Here is a 20,886-nt window from a genome sequence, read left to right as displayed (position 1 = left end):
TCTCCACGCCGCGAGGGGCGGCGCGCGCGCGCCGACATCCCGCGGGCCTCCGGGATCACGGCTCCACCTTGGCGAAGCCGCCCTGCATGTCGCCCTGATACAGCGCCACGCCCTGCGTGGACAGCGCCCGCGCGTAGGCGCGCTCGGCGGGCACGCCCGAGGCCTCGGTCGCCTGCGCCTCGGCCCGCACCGCGCCGCCGTTCACCGACCGCGGCGCCGCCGCGGTCCGCAGCGCCAGGAACTGCGCCACCTGCCCGCCCGCGCCGCCCACGTGGACGATGCCGGCCGCGCTGCCCGCGTTCACGAGCGACCCGAGGTCGCTCGCGCTCAGGCCTCCGAGCGCGGCGCGCGGCTCGGTGAGCACCGGGCCGAGCACGTCCAGCGTCGAGGGCAGCGAGGCGAGGCTCTCCCCCTTCGCGAGCCTGAACAGCTCCACGGCGCCCGTCCCCGTCCTCACGAGCGCGGCGAGCGGCGAGGACGGCGCGCGGACCTCCTCCTGGATCGCCGCGCCGGCGGCGGGCCCGATCTGGAGCGCCGCCGGGGCCGCGGCCGGGGTGAGCGGCAGGGAGGAGGCGGCGCGGGCGAGCCCCAGCGCGGCGCCCCTCACCTCGACGTCCGCGATGCCCCCCGGCAGCTCGACGGCGCCGCCGCCGCGCAGGATCTCGGCGGCGACGCTCGTCGCGCCCCCTCCCCCCGGCCCGCCCGGCGCGCTCGGGGCCTTGGCCTTGCCAATCGTCGCCACCGAGGGCGCCTTCGCGGACGTGGTGTTGATGAACACGTTCGGCCCGCCGTCGATCTGGACCTCGGCGCCGGACAGCTTGAGCAGCCCGCCCGCCGAGATCTCGAGGTTGCCGTTCGCGTCGATGAAGATGCCCTCCGGCGTGATCCGGATCGACGCCACGCCGTTCGTGATCTGGACGGTCTTGTCCTTGTTGATCGTGTACCCGACGCCGTCGCCGACCGTGACGTTCTGGCTGTCGCCCGCGTCGACCGTGTCGGACGTGCCGATGATGGACGTGCGGCCCGCGCCGATGTTGTTGGTCTGCTGCTCGCCGATCGTGTGGCTCTGGCTCTTGAGGACGCTGAAGCTCTGGCTCCCCCCGACGGTCACCGCGTCGCTGGCGCCCACGCTGGCCGAGCGGTTCGAGAGCACGGTCGAGCGCTGATCGTGCTTGATGATCTCGGAGTAATCGCGCTGCGCCTGGACGTGGATGAGCTCGCGCCCCGCGGCGTCGTCGAACGAGAGCTCGTTGAAGCCGTTCGAGCCCGGCGAAGAGTCGCTCTTCCAGCCGCTCTTGGTCTTCTCGGCGGGCAGGGTGTACGGCACGCGCGTCGTGTTGTTGTAGACGCGGCCGACGATCACCGGCCGATCGGGGTCGCCGTCGAAGAAGTCGACGAGGACCTCCTGCCCGACGCGGGGGATGGCGATGAGCCCGTAGCGGCTCCCGGCCCAGCCCTGGCTGACGCGGATCCAGCACGAGCTCTCGTCGCTGAAGCGCCCCTCGCGGTCCCAGTGGAACTGCACGCGCACGCGGCCGAACTCGTCGGTGTGGATCTCCTCGCCCGGGGGGCCGACCACGATCGCGCTCTGCACGCCGACGACCCGCGGCCTCGGCGTCCGCCGCGCGGGGCGGTAGGGGTGACTGGCGAACACCGCCTCGCCGGTCGTGGTCCACTCGCGGTTGTGCTCGCCCTCGAACGAGGAGGCGACGACGAGCAGCGCCTGGCCCGGGGCGAGCTCCTTGCGGGGGTGCTGGCCGATCGACAGGACGACGCCGGGGCACAGGTCGAGGGCGTTGGTGCGGTACCGGACGGAGCGCCGGCCGCGCCGCTCGCCCTCGAGGCTCCGCGTCGCGAGCGCCTCGGCCTCCTTCATGTCGACGCGCGCGACGCCCCTGTCGTCGGCGACCGGCGTGTCCCCGCCCTTGCCCGGCTCGACCACGAACGCGCCCGGCAGGTAGTGGTAGTGCTCGTAGCGGAGCTCGTCGTCGGGCCCGTCCTTCGCCTCCGCGAGGAGCTGGTAATCGGGCCGCATCCTGAAGTCGAAGTCGCGGAGGGTGACGTGGCCGGGCCGGACCTCGTGGCTCACGACCACCTCGCTCACGAACTCGCGCCCGGCGGCCTCGTTCGGGTTGTCGACGTAGGCGATGGGCCCGGCGGAGCGCGGCTCGTTGCGCTGCGGGGCGTCGCAGAGGACGAGACGGGTGAGCTCGGCGCCCATGCCGTCGCCGGGCCGGTGCGCGAAATAGAAGGAGATGCCCGCCTCCTCGAGCAGCCGGCACAGGAACGCGAAATCGGTCTCGCCGTACTGCACCCGGTACTCGTAGGCCGGATACTTGGCGTTCAGCCTCACGTCCGGCTCGATCTCCCACTCCTTGAGCAGGAGGAGCACGATGTCGGGGATCGACAGGTGCTGAAAGATGCGGTTGTTCCGCCGGAGCGTCGCCCGGAACAGCGAGGGGACGATGCGCAGTCGGTACGTGGAGAGCCCTGTCGGCTCGGCCTGCACCTGCTCCATCTGGGCGCAGAGGCCGGCCCAGACCCGGGCGGGCACGAGCGAGTGCAGGACGTTCGACTCCACCTTGAAGGCGGCGGCCTTGCCCACGATGCCGTCGAGGTTGAGATCCTCGACCTCGGACACGGCCAGGATCGTCACCTCGAAGAGCGACGACATCTGCTCCCGGACCGCAAAGCGCCGTACCGAGAGCGATTCTTCTCTTGACGCGAACCACAGCGAGAGGCGCGACATGGGGCGGACGCCCAGTGTAAAGTACGTACGCGCTGCAATCCAGGCCACCGAACGCCGCCGCCCGGGGCGGGTCATCTGCGGTGGGTGGGTTGAATACATCCTCGCTCGGCGCGGGCAGCATGAGTGCCATGGGCTGCCGCGCGGAGGGCTCCATGGGCTGCCGCGCGGAGGGCTCCATGGGCTGCCGCGCGGAGGGCTCCACGGGCTGCCGCGCGGAGGGCTCCGTGGGCTGCCGCGCGGATTCGCGGCGCTCCTGCGGCGCTCTCGCGTTATGCCGCGCTGCCGGTCGGCGCCGCGGCGCTGCCGGCCGGCGCCGACCGCATGCGCTCGAGGCGCGCGCGGATCTGGCGCACCGCCGCGGAGGCGGCCTGGTGCGCGTCGGAGGCGCTGCGCACCGCGCGCGTCCCCTTGGCGGCGGCGGGGCCGTCGAGCACTCCATCGAGCACGCCCTCGGCGAGGCGGACGAGCGGGCCGAGCTCGGCCAGGTCCCGCGCGAGCGCCCGCGCCGCCGCGGTCATCCCGGACGCCGCCTCGAACGGGGCGTCGCGTTCGAAGGCCGCGGCGTCCTCGCAGAGCTCCTCGGCGACCGGGCCCATGTCGTGCCAGCACCCGACGGCCGCGCGCAGGTCGCCGGGCGTCACGCCCGCCCTGCCGGCCGGCGACACCGGCGCCCACGCCGGCGCCGGGCCCTGCGCCACCGCGACGACGGGCGCGATGGCGAGGAGCGCGCGCTCCAGCACGCGCGTGGCCTGCTCGATCCGGACGAGGCGCTCCTTGGCGGCGGCGCAGGTCTCGGCCGAGCCTCTCCGGGTGCAGGACGCGGGCACGCCCTCGACCAGCGCGGAGAGCCGCTGTGAAACGTCGAGGGCGAGCTGATCGAGGCCGCCCTGGACGCGCGGCTCGAAGCGGCGGGGCACGACGTCGAGCACGCAGAGCGAGCCGACCACGTGTCCGTGCACCCGCACGGGCACGCCCGCGTAGGCGCGGATGCCGAAGTGCTCGACGAGCGCCTTGGGCACGCGCGCGTCGCGCAGGGCGTCCTCGACGATGAGCGGCGCCTCGTCGAGCACGACGAGCTGGCAGAAGGAGTCGCTGCGCGACGTCGCGCAGCTCACGGCGAGCTCCAGCGGCAGGCCGTGGTGCGCGCGCAGGAGCTGGATGTGGCGGAGGACGAGGCTCACGAACGCGATCGGCGCCCGCGCGAGCCGAGCGGCCTGCGCCACGCAATCGTCCAGGATGGCGTCCGCGTCGGTGCGCAGCATGGCGCCGTGCAGCGCGGCGAGGCGGGCGGGGTCGTTCAGATCGGCCATGGCGGTCGCAGATTACCTTGCTTGCGGGTCCCGGCGCTCGCGCGCCGCGGAAGCGCAAGATAGCTTACCTGGCGCCGTTCCTGGACGGGGCGCCCGAGTTCCTGGACGGCGGGGTTCGGTTCCTGGACGGCGGGGTTCGGTTCCTGGACGGCGGGGTTCGGTTCCTGGACGGGGCGCCCGAGTTCCTGGACGATGAGGCTCCGTTCCTGGACGGGGCGCCCGAGTTCCTGGACGGGGCGCCCGAGTTCCTGGACGACGAGGCTCCGTTCCTGGACGGGGCGCGCGCGTTCCTGGACGGGGCGCCCGAGTTCCTGGACGACGAGGCTTCGTTCCTGGACGGCCTCGTTGCCGCAACGCCTCCCGCCGGGCAGGATCCCGGAGATGGCTGCCCCTGCACGCAGGCTCGACCCCGCCACCATGGCCGACCTCGAGGCGCTCCCGCCGCACATCAAGGGCGAGATCATCGAGGGGGTGCTGTACACCCAGCCGCGCCCGCGCTCGCGCCACCAGCGCGTGCTGTCGCTCATCGATCATGAGCTCATCGATCCCTATGACCGCAGCCGCGGCGGCCCGGGAGGATGGTGGATCCTGCCGGAGCCTGGCATCGAGCTGAAAGGATCACCGGAGTTCTCCCCCGACCTAGCGGGCTGGCAGCGCGAGCGCCTGCCCGAGCTGCCCGAGGACGATCCCATTCGCATCGCCCCCGACTGGCTCTGCGAGATCTTCTCGCCGAGGATGCGCGCCTACACGCAGGGTATCAAGCGCCCCTTCTATGCGCGCATCGGCGTTCGCTGGATCTGGTATGTCGATCTTGACGCGCAGACGTTCACCTGGAGCCGGCTCCACGAGGGCAAATGGCTGGAGCTTGGCGTGGCGGTCGGGGAGGCACGGGTACGCGCGGAGCCGTTCGACGCGGTGGAGCTCGATATCGCGGAGTGGTGGATGCGGGGTCCGGTACGTGAGGACATTCCGGGGTGACACGGTGGAGGTCGTGATCAGCGCGTCGCCAGGAGGCCCGGAGGCTCGCATGGCCCCCCTGCGCGCGCGGGTGCGCCGGCGTCCCCCGCGGCGCGCCTGCGCCTCCCGCGCCGGCAGCGCCTCGAGGAACGTGCCGAGGTGCACCTCGACCACCTTGCTCACGTCGGGCGTGTAGCCGCCCGCGAGCCCCCACGCGATCGGGATCGCGCCGCTCGAGCGCCGCCCGGAACACGAGCGCGTCGCGCGCGCAGGTCGGCTGCCCGCCACCATGCGCCCCCGCTGCCCGTACTCGTCGTACCCGATGTGCTCCAGGTACTCCGTCGTCCTCGGCTCGTTCGGGCGCTGCTGATTGATGCCCTGGTTCTCGCCGGTTGCCGAGATGAGCAGCCCGCCGCGGTCGTACCCGTAGCGCACGACCTCCTCGCCCGACCCGGGGAAGCGCAGCTCCTGCATCCGCCCCAGCGCGTCGAACGCGTACCGCATCGTCGCCTCGTGTTGCCCTTCGCGTCGCCGCCCTCGTTCGGCGCGCCGTACGTGTAGACGACATCCTCCGTCACCGGATAGTCGATCTTCCTCAGCCGGTTGTGATCGTACTCGTACCGGATGAGCTGCCCCCGCTGCGCGAGCTCCGCGTCCTGCTTCGCGCGCAGGTTGCCGACCAGGTCGTACCGCCACTCGGTCCGCCCAGCGTCCGGGCTCACCAGCTCCACCATGCGGCCCACCGTGTCGTAGGCCGCCTGCGTGTAGCCGCTCCGCAGAACGCGTTCTGAAGCGTGCTTGTGGAAGGCGACCCCGTGCGTAGAGTCGCGGTGCGATGACGAAGCGACGGAGCGGGGAGGAGGGAGTCGAGATCCCGAGCCTGACAACGGCGGTGCTGACGCTGTCTGCGCCGCACGTCGCGTGGCAAGGTCGCGAGGACGCCCCCGCCCGCGCGAAGGGGCAACCGCGTCGCGCGGCCGGGCAGAAGGAGCGCGCGGGAGCAGCCGACGCCGCAGGCGTGCGGCGCCGCGAGAGCGCCGCCCTCCCGTCCGCGGAGGAGGTGGGCGGACGGCGGCCGACGCGAGGCGCGGACAAGCAGCGCGGAAGCGATGCGACCCGAAGGCCCCCCGCCAGGACGAGCTCGACGGCGGCCGGGCAAAGCGACGACAGCGCCGGCTCGACGAGCCGACGCTCCTCGGCGCGGAAAGGACGCGCGCCTGGCTCGGCCGCTCCGAACGCGACGAGCGCTGTGGGCGCGATGGAAGCGGGCGACGCGGCGCGATCAGCGAGCGCGCAGGACGAGCCGCGAGCCGGTGATCCGAGCCAGGTCCAGGTACTTCAGCCGCCCCTCGGCGATGAGGCGTTGTCGCGTCGCGACCCAGTTCTTGGGACTCAGGTCGAGGATGCGGCTGAGCGGATAACTCGGAGCCACGGTCAGGATCTCCTGCAAGTAAAGCTCGGGATCGAGCCCGTGCACCTGGCAGGTCGCGATGAGCGACGTGATGGCGCACGCCCGGACCGCATGCTCGTCGCTGCCGTGGAAGAGCCAGTTGCGCCGCCCCTTGACGACGCGGCGCAGCGCCCTCTCGGAGGCATTGTTGTGGATGGGGATCTCCCCGTTGGAGAGGAACTCGCAGAGCGCGGCCCTCTGGTTGTGCAGATAGACCAGCCCTTCGCGCAATGGCGAATGCTCCGGGACGACCTGCCGCCGCGCCTCGACCCACGCGAAGAGCTTGCCAATCAGCGGTGCGGACTCGCGCTTCCGGATCTCGAGGCGCTCGTCGGGGCTGCACAGCGCGCATTCCTCCTCGACCCGGAAGAGCGCCTGGAGGGTCTGGAGCGCGAACGCCGCCTCCTTGCCCGCCCCGGCCTTGAACGCCTTGAAGAAGCGCCTTCGTGCATGGCTCCAGCAGCCGGCCTCGCGCGCCTTGCCCGGCCCGAACAGCACGTTGTGGTTGGACGAGGCATCGGCGACGAGCGTCCCCTGGTAGCCGCCGAAGAGCTTCGTGACGGTGGGGCCGTCGTACGTCGGTGTATAGCGAAACAGCACCCCATCGCCCGGCGCGACCAGGACGAAGACATGCCCGTAGCGGTGCTTCTCCTTGGCCCGGATGGCGGTGCCCGTCGCATCCATGGCGAACCACGACCTCGAGAGCGCGTCGCTCCAGATGGCATCGGCGATGCGCATCGCGATGCCACCACAATCGTACTGCCAGCGTGTCATGTTGCCGCGGCCGATGCGGAAGCCGTGGCGCTCCGACTCCACCTCTTGCCGGTAGTAGGGCGTGTGGTAGTCGAGCTTGTGGACGAACAGGTGGGCCAAGAGGCTCGGATCGGCAAGGCACCTGTCGATCGGGCGCTCCGGCAGCGAGGCGATCTTCACCGGTCCGCCGCTGTCCTCCGCAGCGTCCGACTCGGGCGTGTAGCGAACGAGGACGCCGTCGACGAAGGGGCTTCGCTTGAAGCCCGTGTCCGCGGGGATCCCCAGGAGCTCGTGCTCCCGCACGACGAGGGGCTCGTCGAGCTCGCGCGTGAGGGCCGGTCCACCGGCTGGCAAAGGAGCAGGCTCCTCGCCCGCTCCGCTGCTCGCCGCCGGCGCTTCCGCCTTGGCCACGTACTTGGGGCGACGCCAGATGATCTCCACGGGGCCGCCGCGCCGGTGGCCGATCACCGAGCTGTCTTCGGCGCCCACACGCTCGAAGCGCTCGATGCCTTTGAGCAGCACCTCCGGCGGCAGCGACTCGATGACTACCCGCGGAATGACACTGATGCGGCGGCGCCCGTGCTCGTGGCGCTTGGCTCGTTTGCCTCCTCCGGGATCCGAGCCGGAGGAGGATTCTGCCGTCCCCGCGCGCTCCGGCGGGCTCGCGGGGCCCGGCGGCGGGCTGCTGACCTCGTCTGCGTCTGCTTCGGGCGAGGCGTCGAGGCCCTCGGCCTGCGGTGCAGCCGCCCCCGAACAGGCATCGGGCTCCCCGGCCAGCGAAAGCCGCAGCTGGTCAGGCGAGACTCGCTCGGAAACATGGCGCCGGAACCCGATCTCCAAGGTCCGGATCGTCTCCTGCAGCTGTTGATTATACGCCTTGAGCGACTCGACAGAGCGAGCGAGCTCTTGCGCCTGCTGCGCCGCCGTCGAGAGGTCGGCCAGCCTCGCCTCGAGCTCCTGCACCCGCCGGAGCAGCGCGTCGACCACCGACGCGGCGTCGGCGGGGCTCCCCTGTCCTTGTCCCCTGGCCTGGAGATAGCCGAGCACGAGCGCCGCGCCGTCAAGGCGCTCTGTCTCCGCTGGCTGCGGCAGCTCGGTCTCACCGGGTCGGGTCGTCGAGGTCAAGGCGCGCCATGAATGCCCCCTTTGCTTGCGCTTGGCAAGTACCTTATGTAGACAATATTCGCTGTCTTTGATGAGAATTTCTCACCGAAGACGGGAATGCAAACAGGCATGGTGCGCCCTCGGCGCCGCGCTCTCGCGAGGTCTTCGGGATGATGCAGCTCGTGCCCTGATCCATCTCCGCATCGGGCTGCGCCGGCCACCATCGGGCTGCGCTGGCGCCGGCAGCGCGGTGAACGAGCGGCGGCGCAGACGCCTCAGTGGACCACCCGGCGGCGGCTTGCCAGCTCTTCCACGGGTAGACCGGCGAGCAGTTGCGCGAAGTCGTGTGCTGACAGCTCGATACACTTGCCGTCGGCCTCGGTGAACGAGGGCAGAACAAATGCACCCTTCGAGAGACGCTTGTACAGGATTGTATACCCGTTGCGGTCCCACCAAAGTGCCTTCAGCCGGTTGCGCCTCTTATTGAGGAACAAGAACAGCGCGCCACTGGCCGGGTCCAGACACAGCACCTGCCGGGTGATCGCGGCGAGCCGGTCGAATGCGCCACGCAAGTCCACTGGACCGACCGCCAGATAGACGGCTATCGTCGCGGGGGTCACCGTCCCCTCCGCAACGCTTCGATCGCTTCCACGAGGTCGCGCGCGCCTATCCCACATACCTGCATCCGCGTCCCATCGGTAAATGCGACGTTGAGCCGCAAAGACGGCGCTTCTCGGCGCTCCGGGCGCACCACGACGGGTAGGAACGGAACATCCTGTTGAGCCGCCTTGGTGGCTCCTGGCAACGCCCCGTCGTCTACGCGCTCACCGCCAGCCAGCCATCGGTCGGCAGTCATCTTGTGGACACCGAGCTCCGTGGCGATCTCGGTCGGCGTCGCCCCCGCGCGGGAACGCTCCCTGGCGTACGCCTCGGCTCGCTCCCGCAGCTCGCTCGGGTACTTCCCACGGCTCTTCTGCTCTCGATACCTCGACAGCTCCGCACGCAGCTGCACCAGCTCCCTGCTTCCTGGCATCGCTCGCTCCTCTTCGCTCGGCGAGGGCACGGCCCTCACCGGACGTCGCGTAGCGTGCAACCGAATCTGGCCAAGGGAAAGACGTGGTCTGCGGAGCGGCTACGCCTGCGTCACGTTCCCGTTCGCGTCCGTTACACGCTCCAGCTCGTCGAGCGGGTTGTGCTCGTACCGCGTCACGATCTGCCGCTCCACCCCTTCGATCCGATTGAACTCCTCCACCCCCCGATCCGGCCACCGACGTCTGAGCAGCGCCTTCAAGATGGAGGGGCGTTCGCGTCGATCACCATTTCCTCGAACAGCAGCCGCCCCTCGAACATCGACAGGTCGTGCTCGATCGCCGTCCGCGCGTACCCGTCCGACCCGTTCGTGTCCGGCCGCTCCACCAGCCGCACCCGCGACAGCACGTCGTGCTGCATGTGCGTCGGGCGCAGCATCTCCACCGCCACGAACGCCGTGTCCGGCTCCACGCTGAACACCGGCTGCCCCTGGTCCACCACGCGACCGAGCGCGTCGAACGCCACCGCCCCGCTCACGCTCATCCCCACCTCGGTCCCCGTGCCCGTGTCCCGCTCCAGGTCCTTCCTGGTCTGCAGCACCCGCCCCAGCCCGTCCGCGAACGTCACCGTCACGATCGGGTCGCCCGGATGCTGCACGTCCTTGTGGCTCGTCCTCGCCCACGCAGGCAGCGCCACCGACAGGTCCGGCTGCAACGCGTACTCGAACCCGACCGTCGGCTCCTCCGCGGCGCCCAACTCCTCCTCACGCAGCACGGGCTCCACCCCGACCGGCGAAATGTCGACCAGCACGTGCACCAGCAGAAAGGTGCGATGCCTCTAACGACGGTGCCGAGCACTGTGGGGAGCAATCAGCCCGCAGCTTCCAGTGAAACCAGTACAGCTGCTTCGGCTTGTACACCTCGCACCGCGCGAGCCTCTCGGCACTCCGGCCGCTCTGCTCGAATCCCTCCACCCGCTCGGCCCGCTTCACTCTCGTCGCCATCGCTTCCTCCTTCGCGATGGGAACAGGCAACCGGCGCTGCACCCGGCATGAAATCCGATGGGCTGACACGTCAGCAGGAAGCCCCTATCTCCTCAAACCAGCTCGACACAAGCTTTCGCATTCCTTCATCAGCAGACTCTGACAAAAGCTTTCGGAAATACCAGCGAACCCGCTCTCTCAAATCAGTATCCACCCTACACGACAAACCAAGTAAATCTACACAGAAACCACGCTCATCACCACTACCGCGCTCTAGAATATCAACATAGATCGAAAACCCTCGAGAAATCTCCCTCAGACACCGCTCAACAAGATCGACTTCTCCCAACATAAGCTCAGACGGCGCAGTCTCACCTCCTCCGATCTGAACGAGGAGCTCAAGGACGTAGCAACGAGCAACATCAGTACATCGAAGCAGCACTCCCAGGAGACACGACACAGTGGCAACAGCCGATTGATACACGCGCCCCTGCACAACGGCACAGTTATCGATCTTCCAATACGCATGCAGAGCCTCATCTTCTGTAGATGCGGATTCAAGCTCCTTAAGAGCTCGTGGAATATGCTCTGCGCCTCCTTCTGCACGCAAGCTTACCCAGTCATGACGAGACATTTCCCATTCCATGCTACTTCACCTTATCGGAGGCAAACTGCGTTTTTTCAGGAAATGGATCACGCCCATGCTTCATCTCACATCTGACACATACTGGAACCTCTCTAAATGGAGCGCCGCCGCGTCTTGGACGAACGGCCTCGGTAAACTTTACCTTGCTTGGGTCATTACCCAGAGCTTCCACAACTCGGTCCTCGGCACACAAACCTCCTCCGGAACACCCAGTCGCAACCTGACCGGTTTCCGTATTATAACCACCAGTGACTGCCGCAGGTCGCTCCGGTGGCCTGAGAGGCCCCAGTTCTGTAGCTTTCGTGTCGCGCGCAGCTCGTGCCGCAGCTCGGCCGGCGTCTGTCTTTTCAGCCTTCTTCGTCGCATCCCGAACGGCGTCCGCCCCGTCAATGGCGCGCTTGACATCCTTCAAATCGCTGGCGCTGACCGGCAAGAACTCGCTAGCAAGCGAGGCCCCTGCGATGAGCTTATCAACCACGGATGCATTCGGATCGACAACCGTCTTGACGTCCTGAATATTGTCCGCGAAGGCATCAGCAGCGTCCGCCCCCTTGAGCAGCTTTCGGCCGACCTTGATCACCTTCGTCAACCACGAGCGGCCATCCGGATCCCCATAGATGACGGGGTTGTTTCGCGCATAGGTATAGAGCCCGAGATTCACCGGCTCGTAGAGTCCGCCGTTGGGCGCGCCCCGCATGTACTGGTCCAGGATCGGATCCGGGCTCAACCACACCCCGAGCCGCGGCTCGTAGCTCCGCGCTCCGTAGTGGTACAGCCCCGTCGACAGGTCGAGCTCCTTGCCGTTGAACAGGTACGGCTGCCGGTTCTGGAACCGCGAGTCCGTCTGGTCGGCCCACAGCTCCCCGCTCGGCAGGTACTCCGCGTGCTGGCTCAGCGCCTGGTCCGCGTCCGTGACGTACTGCGTGCTCCCGAGGTGGTCCGGGTGGTAGTACAGCACCGGCGGCACCGGGAGCCAGTCCGCGTCCAGCTTGCTCGCGATCCGCGTCTCCCCCGCGAAGATGTGCTTCGTCGCGTATTGCCCGTTCCGCAGCACCAGGTGCTGGTCGACGTACGCCGTCTCCTCCTCCCCGGCGACCCGGTGCAGGTGTACCCGCCGCTCGCCCGCGCCGTCGTACAGCGCCCGCGAGATCTCCTGGGTGTTCTCCTTGACCAGGACCAGACGACCATCCTCGTCCCACTCCAGGCTGCGCTGCTGACTGCCCCGGTACCGCCACTCGATCTGGCGACCGCTCGCGTCGTACCGCAGCTCCCGCAGCCGCGGCTGCGACTCCGCGACCACGTACTCGTCCACCTCTCTCGGCGCGTGCGGCCTCGGGCCGTTGTACCGATACGCGTTCCGGTACGTGCTCTCCCGGATCTCGTACTGCTTGTTCCAGCCGCCGCGGCCATCGGAGGCGTACTTCGCGACCTCCTGGCCCTTCTCCTCCACGTTCCCGAGGACGTCGTACTTCAGGCCCAGGTCGTACCGCTCCTGCTCGTTGCCCCGCTCCTGGTAGATCCCCGACGCGTCCGTGAGCTGATTCAGGTCGTCGTACTGGAACCTCTGCTGCGTCGCCGCCACCATCACGCTGCCGCCGAGGCTGTCGTCGTATGGCACCTCGTTGTTCAGCTCCAGGATATTGCCGACCAGGTCATACCGGTAGCGCAGCCGCTGGAACGGCCTCGGCGCCCGCCCCATCCACCGCATCTGCGCGCTCTGGTGGTCCGCGTCGACGTCCTCCAGCCTCCGCGTCGACTCGTCGTAGCGGTACCGGGTCTCGACCCCGTTGCCCGCCACCATGCGCACCCGCTGCCCGTGCTCGTCGTACCCGATGTGCTTCAGGTACTCCGTCGTCCTCGGCTCGTTCGGGCGCTGCTGATTGATGCCCTGGTTCTCGCCGGTTGCCGTGATGAGCAGCCCGCCGCGGTCGTACCGGTAGTTGCGCGTCCCCCTCGCACTCGTCTCCTCCCGAGCCCGCCGTACGCGCGACGCAGCGACGATCGCGCCCTCGTGTTCGAGTAGCACAGATCCAGGGACAGTCGCGTCCCCGTGCTCGGAGGCCGCAGCCCAAGCCGAGGCATCCACGACGAGTGTGCTCACCGCTCGCTCGGGATCGATCTGCGGCGCCGTGCTCATCCGGAACTACCGTCTTGTCGCGCCGACACGACTAGCAATGGCTCGTGGCATTGCAGCGCCAGATGAAGCATAAGAATGGCGACCATCCGACTCGGCTCGCAGACGATAGCGTCCGTTTCATAGTTCACATCGCCGTAGATCAACGCACAGCTCTCGACGCTGCGATCGAGGACGATGCCGTCGAGCAGCCGTGGCAGCGGCGTGTCGAGGACACTCTTCATCGAGCGAGGCCAATCGCCATGGGGAGCATCGTCGAGGCAAGCGATTCGAGGAAGGTCTGCGCGAACCTGCTCTAACAGCATTTCCGGGAGCAAATCAAAAACCGAATCTCCGAGCGTGTCGTCGATGGGAGATGAATTAATCTGCACGCAGAGAGCACTGTAGTCCGTCAGGGGGAATCGCCTCCAGACACGCCCAAAATCCAACATATCATCAGGCGACGTCCAGCCGGGAAAGGTAAAGAACTCGCAGTAGAACCTCTCGGAAGCAGCCGCCGCGGCTATGGCCCACGCCTTCGAGCACAGGAATGAGCGCTTCTCGATGTAGGAATCAGACATAATTCTATATTTCAGCACACAACCGAGTCGGCTAATCTCTTGGTTCATGGCGTCCTCCGAGCTACGGATTCAGGGGGCCCTCTTTACCTCGCTTTGGTGAACCTCCCGTTGCATTGGGCAAGTACGGATGGGCAGTAGGAGGAGACCCATGCCCTGGACGTACGGCTCCGTTAGGAAACGTCGGCTGGGTGAAGCTTATGTCCCTGGTGGGATGCATGCCCCCATCGCCGAACTCCTTGGCGCCGTAAAGTCGACCGTTCGCGTCCCATCGCAAGACCGTGTGAGGCCGCCCCGCTGCAGCCGGATCCGGACCACTCACGTGCGGGGGTCGCTGGCTCTCCTTCACCAGGGTTCCGTCCCCGTATCGCCCTGCGTAGCCATCTGGCTTTGTTGCCTTTGGCGCCCTGGGGGCGCTGGCCTTGACACCAAGCTTTAACCCGCCTCCTTTGCCCCCCGGTGCCATCATCGAGGCGACAGGCTCGACTTTCTCGATGGCCCCCCGAAGCGTCCCGCTCGGATCGACGGTGTCCGCTGCGTCTTTGAGCGTCGCTATCGCTTGCTGCTGCATGTACGCCTGAGCAAACCCGGCAGGGTTGCTCATCGCGCCGTATGCTGTGAGGGAGCCCTGAGCCATCTCGTAGCCGAGCTCGATGCCCGACTTGCTGTCATGGATGGGCTCATTGTGCCCGGGTGCGTTAGCGTACTGCGGCGTTAAAAGCACGCCGACGGCAACGGCGGCGACAGCGACCCAAGCGAACCGGCCATCCTTGTCGATGCACAGGACGGGGTTATTGCCTGTATAGGTGTACAACCCGAGGTTCGACGGGCTGTAGACACCACCGTTCGGCGCCCCCCGCATGTACTGGTCGAGGATCGGATCCGGGCTCAACCACACCCCGAGCCGCGGCTCGTAGCTCCGCGCCCCGTAGTGGTAGAGCCCCGTCGACAGGTCGAGCTCCTTGCCGTTGAACAGGTACGGCTGCCGGTTCTGGAACCGCGAGTCCGTCTGGTCGGCCCACAGCTCCCCGCTCGGCAGGTACTCCGCGTGCTGGCTCAGCGCCTGGTCCGCGTCCGTGACGTACTGCGTGCTCCCGAGGTGGTCCGGGTGGTAGTACAGCACCGGAGGCACCGGGAGCCAGTCCGCATCCAGCTTGCTCGCGATCCGCGTCTCCCCCGCGAAGATGTGCTTCGTCGCGTACTGCCCGTTCCGCAGCACCAGGTGCTGATCGACGTACGCCGTCTCCTCCTCCCCGGCCACCCGGTGCAGGTGCACCCGCCGCTCGCCCGCGCCGTCGTACAGCGCCCGCGAGATCTCCTGGGTGTTCTCCTTGACCAGGACCAGACGACCATCCTCGTCCCACTCCAGGCTTCGCTGATGATTGCCCCGGTACCGCCACTCGATCTGGCGACCGCTCGCGTCGTACCGCAGCTCCCGCAGCCGCGGCTGCGACTCCGCGACCACGTACTCGTCCACCTCTCTCGGCGCGTGCGGCCTCGGGCCGTTGTACCGGTACGCGTTCCGGTACGTGCTCTCCCGGATCTCGTACTGCTTGTTCCAGCCACCGCGGCCATCGGAGGCGTACTTCGCGACCTCCTGGCCCTTCTCCTCCACGTTCCCGAGGACGTCGTACTTCAGGCCCAGGTTGTACCGCTCCTGCTCGTTGCTTCGCTCCTGGTAGATCCCCGACGCGTCCGTGAGCTGATTCAGGTCGTCGTACTGGAACCTCTGCTGCGTCGCCGCCACCATCACGCTGCCGCCGAGGCTCTCGTCGTATGGCACCTCGTTGTTCAGCTCCAGGAGGTTGCCGACCAGGTCATACCGGTAGCGCAGCCGCTGGAACGGCCTCGGCGCCCGCCCCATCCACCGCATCTGCGCGCTCTGGTGGTCCGCGTCGACGTCCTCCAGCCTCCGCGTCGACTCGTCGTAGCGGTACCGCGTCTCGACCCCGTTGCCCGCCACCATGCGCACCCGCTGCCCGTGCTCGTCGTACCCGATGTGCTTCAGGTACTCCGTCGTCCTCGGCTCGTTCGGGCGCTGCTGATTGATGCCCTGGTTCTCGCCGGTCGCCGTGATGAGCAGCCCGCCGTGATCGTACCCGTAACGCACGACCTCCTCGCCCGACCCGGGGAAGCGCAGCTCCTGCATCCGCCCCAGCGCGTCGAACGCGTACCGCATCGTCGCCTCGTACGGCCCCCGGTGCGGCTCGCGCAGCCTCGGGAACTCCGCCGTCAGCTCCGCCACGTTGCCGAATCGATCATACCCGTAGCTGCGCGTCCCCGCCGCGCTCGTCTCCTCCTTCACCCGCCCGGCGCGGTTGCCCTTCGCGTCGCCGCCCTCGTTCGGCGCGCCGTACGTGTAGACGACATCCTCCGTCACCGGATAGTCGATCTTCCTCAGCCGGTTGTGCTCGTACTCGTACCGGATGAGCTGCCCCCGCTGGGCGAGCTCCGCGTCCTGCTTCGCGCGCAGGTTGCCGACCAGGTCGTACCGCCACTCGGTCCGCCCCGCGTCCGGGCTCACCAGCTCCACCATGCGGCCCACCGTGTCGTAGGCCGCCTGCGTCACGTTCCCGTTCGCGTCCGTTACACGCTCCAGCTCGTCGAGCGGGTTGTGCTCGTACCGCGTCACGATCTGCCGCTCCACCCCTTCGATCCGATTGAACTCCTCCACCGCACCGATCCGGCCACCGACGTCTCGGTAGGTGTTGCGCACCTTGCCGTTCGCGTCGATCACCATTTCCTCGAACAGCAGCCGCCCCTCGAACATCGACAGGTCGTGCTCGATCGCCGTCCGCGCGTACCCGTCCGACCCGTTCGTGTCCGGCCGCTCCACCAGCCGCACCCGCGACAGCACGTCGTGCTGCATGTGCGTCGGGCGCAGCATCTCCACCGCCACGAACGCCGTGTCCGGCTCGGTGCTGAACACCGGCTGCCCCTGGTCCTCCACGCGAACGAGCGCGTCAAGTGCCACCGCCCCGTCCTAACAGCGGCATCAGACCCCTACACCAATCCACGAACCAAGGGTGACTAGTCGCAACGGGGCAAACAAAACGACCAACTCGAACGAACTCCGTAGCGAGCCCACACAACGAGCTCAACACGTAAGCCACCGGAACAACGGTCACACCTTTCGGGTGCCTATCAGGGTCGACAAGACGACGACATTCCACCACCACAATGCTACCATCCACCCGAAACGCGACGCTTTGCTCGATTCCTTGCTCGTAAAAGTCTAACTTAGCCAACGCACCAGCCTTGATACCACGAATAACATCAGGAAGTTGCTCCATGACCACACACAGATCTGTGTCCACCGTCACTGGCCACAATTCATCGGAACAGATCGCAACACGAAACTCAACACCTGGAATATCATGAATCACAGAGCAAACATCGTGGATTATTGACCTAACATCGTCCAATTCATTATCGTAGATCCGCACCTCCTCCTCGACCAAACGAACGCAACGCGGAACAACCAACTGAATCACAAACCCCATGTTCACTCTATCGGATATGCGGTTTTATATCCGCCGTTCGGCGCAGGCACCAAAACGGCCTTAGTAGCAGGCACTATCGCACCGTCAGAACGAACGACTTGCCCTAGACCTTTGGGAATCTCAACAGCCTTGACCTCAGCTATAGATGACCTCTGCTCCGCGAGGAACGTTGCAGCCGCATCGTTATCTAACCATTGTCCCTGCGGTTCCTTAGTACCTGCCGCTCGACCAGTGAGCCTGGCGGTATTCTTCGCCCCTGCCCCATGCCTCTCAAACGAGTGCCCATAGGTAGGTACACTTTTGGGGTTACCCCACTTCAGTTGTCCTCCGGCAGCGCTACTCCCTCCTTTGTTTCCACCCGTAGCCGCCATCTGCATGGTCACGGCGCCCTGCATGACAGCGGCACTGCCGCTTGCAATGAGCACCCCCGCCGCCTCGACGCCTGCCACCGCGACCGGGACCGCTACAGGCGCCGCCGTTCCGCCCGAGCCGACCGTCGCCGCGACGCCGCCGGCAGCCGATCCTCCGGCGATCGCTCCGCCTGCGGCCATCTGAACGACGCCACCTGCGATCTGCCCCGCGCCCATGCCGAGTCGAAACGACTCTGTGTCTCGCGGGGGCGGGAGGAACCCGGCCATATTGCCGACGACGGGAGTCGCGCCGAGCACAAATCCGTACGAGAAGCCGAGCACGGTGTCCCCTGCACGCGCCAGGCCCGCTTCGATTTCCTCTGCTGTCGGCCATTGCCCCGTGGGATCCGTGAGCACAAGCGGGTTGTTCCAGGTGTACGTGTACAGCCCCATGTTGATCGGCCGGTACACCCCCCCGTTGATCCTGCCGGTCATGTAGTCGGCGAGCACCGGATCCGGGCTCAACCACACCCCGAGCCGTGGCTCGTAGCTCCGCGCCCCGTAGTGGTAGAGCCCCGTCGACAGGTCGAGCTCCTTGCCGTTGAACAGGTACGGCTGCCGGTTCTGGAACCGCGAGTCCGTCTGGTCGGCCCACAGCTCCCCGCTCGGCAGGTACTCCGCGTGCTGGCTCAGCGCCTGGTCCGCGTCCGTGACGTACTGCGTGCTCCCGAGGTGGTCCGGGTGGTAGTACAGCACCGGCGGCACCGGGAGCCAGTCCGCGTCCAGCTTGCTCGCGATCCGCGTCTCCCCCGCGAAGATGTGCTTCGTCGCGTACTGCCCGTTCCGCAGCACCAGGTGCTGGTCGACGTACGCCGTCTCCTCCTCCCCGGCGACCCGGTGCAGGTGTACCCGCCGCTCGCCCGCGCCGTCGTACAGCGCCCGCGAGATCTCCTGGGTGTTCTCCTTGACCAGGACCAGACGACCATCCTCGTCCCACTCCAGGCTGCGCTGCTGACTGCCCCGGTACCGCCACTCGATCTGGCGACCGCTCGCGTCGTACCGCAGCTCCCGCAGCCGCGGCTGCGACTCCGCGACCACGTACTCGTCCACCTCTCTCGGCGCGTGCGGCCTCGGGCCGTTGTACCGATACGCGTTCCGGTACGTGCTCTCCCGGATCTCGTACTGCTTGTTCCAGCCGCCGCGGCCATCGGAGGCGTACTTCGCGACCTCCTGGCCCTTCTCCTCCACGTTCCCGAGGACGTCGTACTTCAGGCCCAGGTTGTACCGCTCCTGCTCGTTGCCCCGCTCCTGGTAGATCCCCGACGCGTCCGTGAGCTGATTCAGGTCGTCGTACTGGAACCTCTGCTGCGTCGCCGCCACCATCACGCTGCCGCCGAGGCTCTCGTCGTATGGCACCTCGTTGTTCAGCTCCAGGAGGTTGCCGACCAGGTCATACCGGTAGCGCAGCCGCTGGAACGGCCTCGGCGCCCGCCCCATCCACCGCATCTGCGCGCTCTGGTGGTCCGCGTCGACGTCCTCCAGCCTCCGCGTCGACTCGTCGTAGCGGTACCGCGTCTCGACCCCGTTGCCCGCCACCATGCGCACCCGCTGCCCGTGCTCGTCGTACCCGATGTGCTTCAGGTACTCCGTCGTCCTCGGCTCGTTCGGGCGCTGCTGATTGATGCCCTGGTTCTCGCCGGTCGCCGTGATGAGCAGCCCGCCGTGATCGTACCCGTAACGCACGACCTCCTCGCCCGACCCGGGGAAGCGCAGCTCCTGCATCCGCCCCAGCGCGTCGAACGCGTACCGCATCGTCGCCTCGTACGGCCCCCGGTGCGGCTCGCGCAGCCTCGGGAACTCCGCCGTCAGCTCCGCCACGTTGCCGTATCGATCATACCCGTAGCTGCGCGTCCCCGCCGCGCTCGTCTCCTCCTTGACCCGCCCGGCCCGGTTGCCCTTCGCGTCGCCGCCCTCGTTCGGCTTCCCGTACGTGTAGACGACATCCTCCGTCACCGGATAGTCGATCTTCCTCAGCCGGTTGTGCTCGTACTCGTACCGGATGACCTGCCCCCGCTGGGCGAGCTCCGCGTCCTGCTTCGCGCGCAGGTTGCCGACCAGGTCGTACCGCCACTCGGTCCGCCCCGCGTCCGGGCTCACCAGCTCCACCATGCGGCCCACCGTGTCGTACGCCGCCTGCGTCACGTTCCCGTTCGCGTCCGTTACACGCTCCAGCTCGTCGAGCGGGTTGTGCTCGTACCGCGTCACGATCTGCCGCTCCACCCCCTCGATCCGGTTGAACTCCTCCACCACCCCGATCCGGCCACCGACATCCCGGTACGTATTGCGCACCTTGCCGTTCGCGTCGATCACCATCTCCTCGAACCACAGCCACCCCTCGAACATCGAGAGGTCGTGCTCGATCGCCGTCCGCGCGTACCCGTCCGGCGCGTTCGTGTCCGGCCGCTCCACCAGCCGCACACGCGACAGCACGTCGTGCTGCATGTGCGTCGGGCGCAGCATCGCCGCCGCCACGAACGCCGTGTCCGGCTCCGTGCTGAACACCGGCTGCCCCTGGTCCACCACGCGACCGAGCGCGTCGAACGCCACCGCCCCGCTCACGCTCATCCCCACCTCGGTCCCCGTGCCCGTGTCCCGCTCCAGGTCCTTCCTGGTCTGCAGCACCCGCCCCAGCCCGTCCGCGAACGTCACCGTCACGATCGGGTCGCCCGGGTGCTGCACGTCCTTGTGGCTCGTCCTCGCCCACGCAGGCAGCGCCACCGACAGGTCCGGCTGCAACGCGTACTCGAACCCGACCGTCGGCTCCTCCGCGGCGCCCAACTCCTCCTCACGCAGCACGGGCTCCACCCCGACCGGCGAAATGTCGACCAGCACGTGCACCAGCAGAAAGGTGCGATGCCTCTAACGACGGTGCCGAGCACTGTGGGGAGCAATCAGCCCGCAGCTTCCAGTGAAACCAGTACAGCTGCTTCGGCTTGTACACCTCGCACCGCGCGAGCCTCTCGGCACTCCGGCCGCTCTGCTCGAATCCCTCCACCCGCTCGGCCCGCTTCACTCTCGTCGCCATCGCTTCCTCCTTCGCGATGGGAACAGGCAACCGGCGCTGCACCCGGCATGAAATCCGATGGGCTGACACGTCAGCAGGAAGCCCCTATCTCCTCAAACCAGCTCGACACAAGCTTTCGCATTCCTTCATCAGCAGACTCTAACAAAAGCTTTCGGAAATACCAGCGAACCCGCTCTCTCAAATCAGTATCCACCCTACACGACAAACCAAGTAAATCTACACAGAAACCACGCTCATCACCACTACCGCGCTCTAGAATATCAACATAGATCGAAAA

Annotated in this window: 12 protein-coding genes; 1 reads left to right on the top strand and 11 read right to left on the bottom strand. The window is 67.6% G+C overall.

Features of this window, described 5'->3' with window-relative positions:
• Positions 1-55: 55 nt before the first annotated feature.
• Positions 56-2,749 carry a type VI secretion system Vgr family protein gene (locus WMF31_RS42170; RefSeq protein ID WP_436607504.1) on the bottom strand — a complete coding sequence of 898 codons (2,694 nt, stop codon included), beginning with the start codon at positions 2,747-2,749 and terminating at the stop codon, positions 56-58.
• 269 nt (positions 2,750-3,018) lie between these two features.
• Positions 3,019-4,059: a GAF domain-containing protein gene (locus WMF31_RS42165; RefSeq protein ID WP_436607503.1), complete on the bottom strand. Its 1,041-nt coding sequence runs from the start codon at positions 4,057-4,059 to the stop codon at positions 3,019-3,021.
• A 417-nt stretch (positions 4,060-4,476) separates the two neighbouring features.
• Here WMF31_RS42165 and WMF31_RS42160 point away from each other — a divergent pair, with 417 nt between their 5' ends.
• Positions 4,477-5,037: a Uma2 family endonuclease gene (locus tag WMF31_RS42160; protein ID WP_275938791.1), complete on the top strand. Its 561-nt coding sequence runs from the start codon at positions 4,477-4,479 to the stop codon at positions 5,035-5,037.
• Positions 5,038-6,298: 1,261 nt separating this feature from the next.
• Here the strand turns inward: WMF31_RS42160 and tnpC are convergent.
• From tnpC to WMF31_RS42115, 9 genes are all read right to left on the bottom strand, one after another.
• Positions 6,299-8,344: an IS66 family transposase gene (gene tnpC / locus WMF31_RS42155; protein ID WP_436600076.1), complete on the bottom strand. Its 2,046-nt coding sequence runs from the start codon at positions 8,342-8,344 to the stop codon at positions 6,299-6,301.
• A gap of 254 nt (positions 8,345-8,598) precedes the next feature.
• Complete coding sequence (gene tnpB / locus WMF31_RS42150; RefSeq protein WP_436600077.1) at positions 8,599-8,943, bottom strand: IS66 family insertion sequence element accessory protein TnpB; 345 nt, start codon at positions 8,941-8,943, stop codon at positions 8,599-8,601.
• The gene (locus WMF31_RS42145; protein WP_436600078.1) at positions 8,940-9,356 is read right to left on the bottom strand and encodes a helix-turn-helix domain-containing protein; all 417 of its coding nucleotides are present in this window, start codon (positions 9,354-9,356) and stop codon (positions 8,940-8,942) included. The genes tnpB and WMF31_RS42145 overlap by 4 nt, the downstream gene beginning before the upstream one ends.
• Positions 9,357-9,610: 254 nt before the next feature.
• The gene (locus WMF31_RS42140) at positions 9,611-10,162 is read right to left on the bottom strand and encodes a hypothetical protein (RefSeq protein WP_436607502.1); all 552 of its coding nucleotides are present in this window, start codon (positions 10,160-10,162) and stop codon (positions 9,611-9,613) included.
• Between the two features lie 819 nt (positions 10,163-10,981).
• Positions 10,982-13,006 (bottom strand): RHS repeat domain-containing protein, encoded by a 2,025-nt coding sequence (locus WMF31_RS42135; RefSeq protein ID WP_436607501.1) that lies wholly within the window; start codon positions 13,004-13,006, stop codon positions 10,982-10,984.
• A gap of 107 nt (positions 13,007-13,113) precedes the next feature.
• Positions 13,114-13,722 (bottom strand): hypothetical protein, encoded by a 609-nt coding sequence (locus WMF31_RS42130; protein ID WP_436607500.1) that lies wholly within the window; start codon positions 13,720-13,722, stop codon positions 13,114-13,116.
• Between the two features lie 13 nt (positions 13,723-13,735).
• Positions 13,736-16,645, bottom strand: coding sequence for an RHS repeat domain-containing protein (locus tag WMF31_RS42125; RefSeq protein WP_436607499.1), 2,910 nt, complete (start codon positions 16,643-16,645; stop codon positions 13,736-13,738).
• Positions 16,635-17,174, bottom strand: coding sequence for a hypothetical protein (locus tag WMF31_RS42120; RefSeq protein WP_129356195.1), 540 nt, complete (start codon positions 17,172-17,174; stop codon positions 16,635-16,637). The genes WMF31_RS42125 and WMF31_RS42120 overlap by 11 nt, the downstream gene beginning before the upstream one ends.
• 2 nt (positions 17,175-17,176) lie before the next feature.
• Positions 17,177-20,416: an RHS repeat domain-containing protein gene (locus tag WMF31_RS42115; RefSeq protein WP_436607498.1), complete on the bottom strand. Its 3,240-nt coding sequence runs from the start codon at positions 20,414-20,416 to the stop codon at positions 17,177-17,179.
• Between the last annotated feature and the right edge of the window lie 470 nt (positions 20,417-20,886).

The sequence above is a fragment of the Sorangium sp. So ce1036 genome (assembly GCF_051369805.1).
In the GTDB taxonomy this organism is placed as follows: Bacteria; Myxococcota_A; Polyangia; order Polyangiales; family Polyangiaceae; genus Sorangium; species Sorangium cellulosum_F.
The sequence above is the reverse complement of the archived record's forward strand: the minus strand, read 5'-3'. Positions and strand labels throughout refer to the sequence as shown.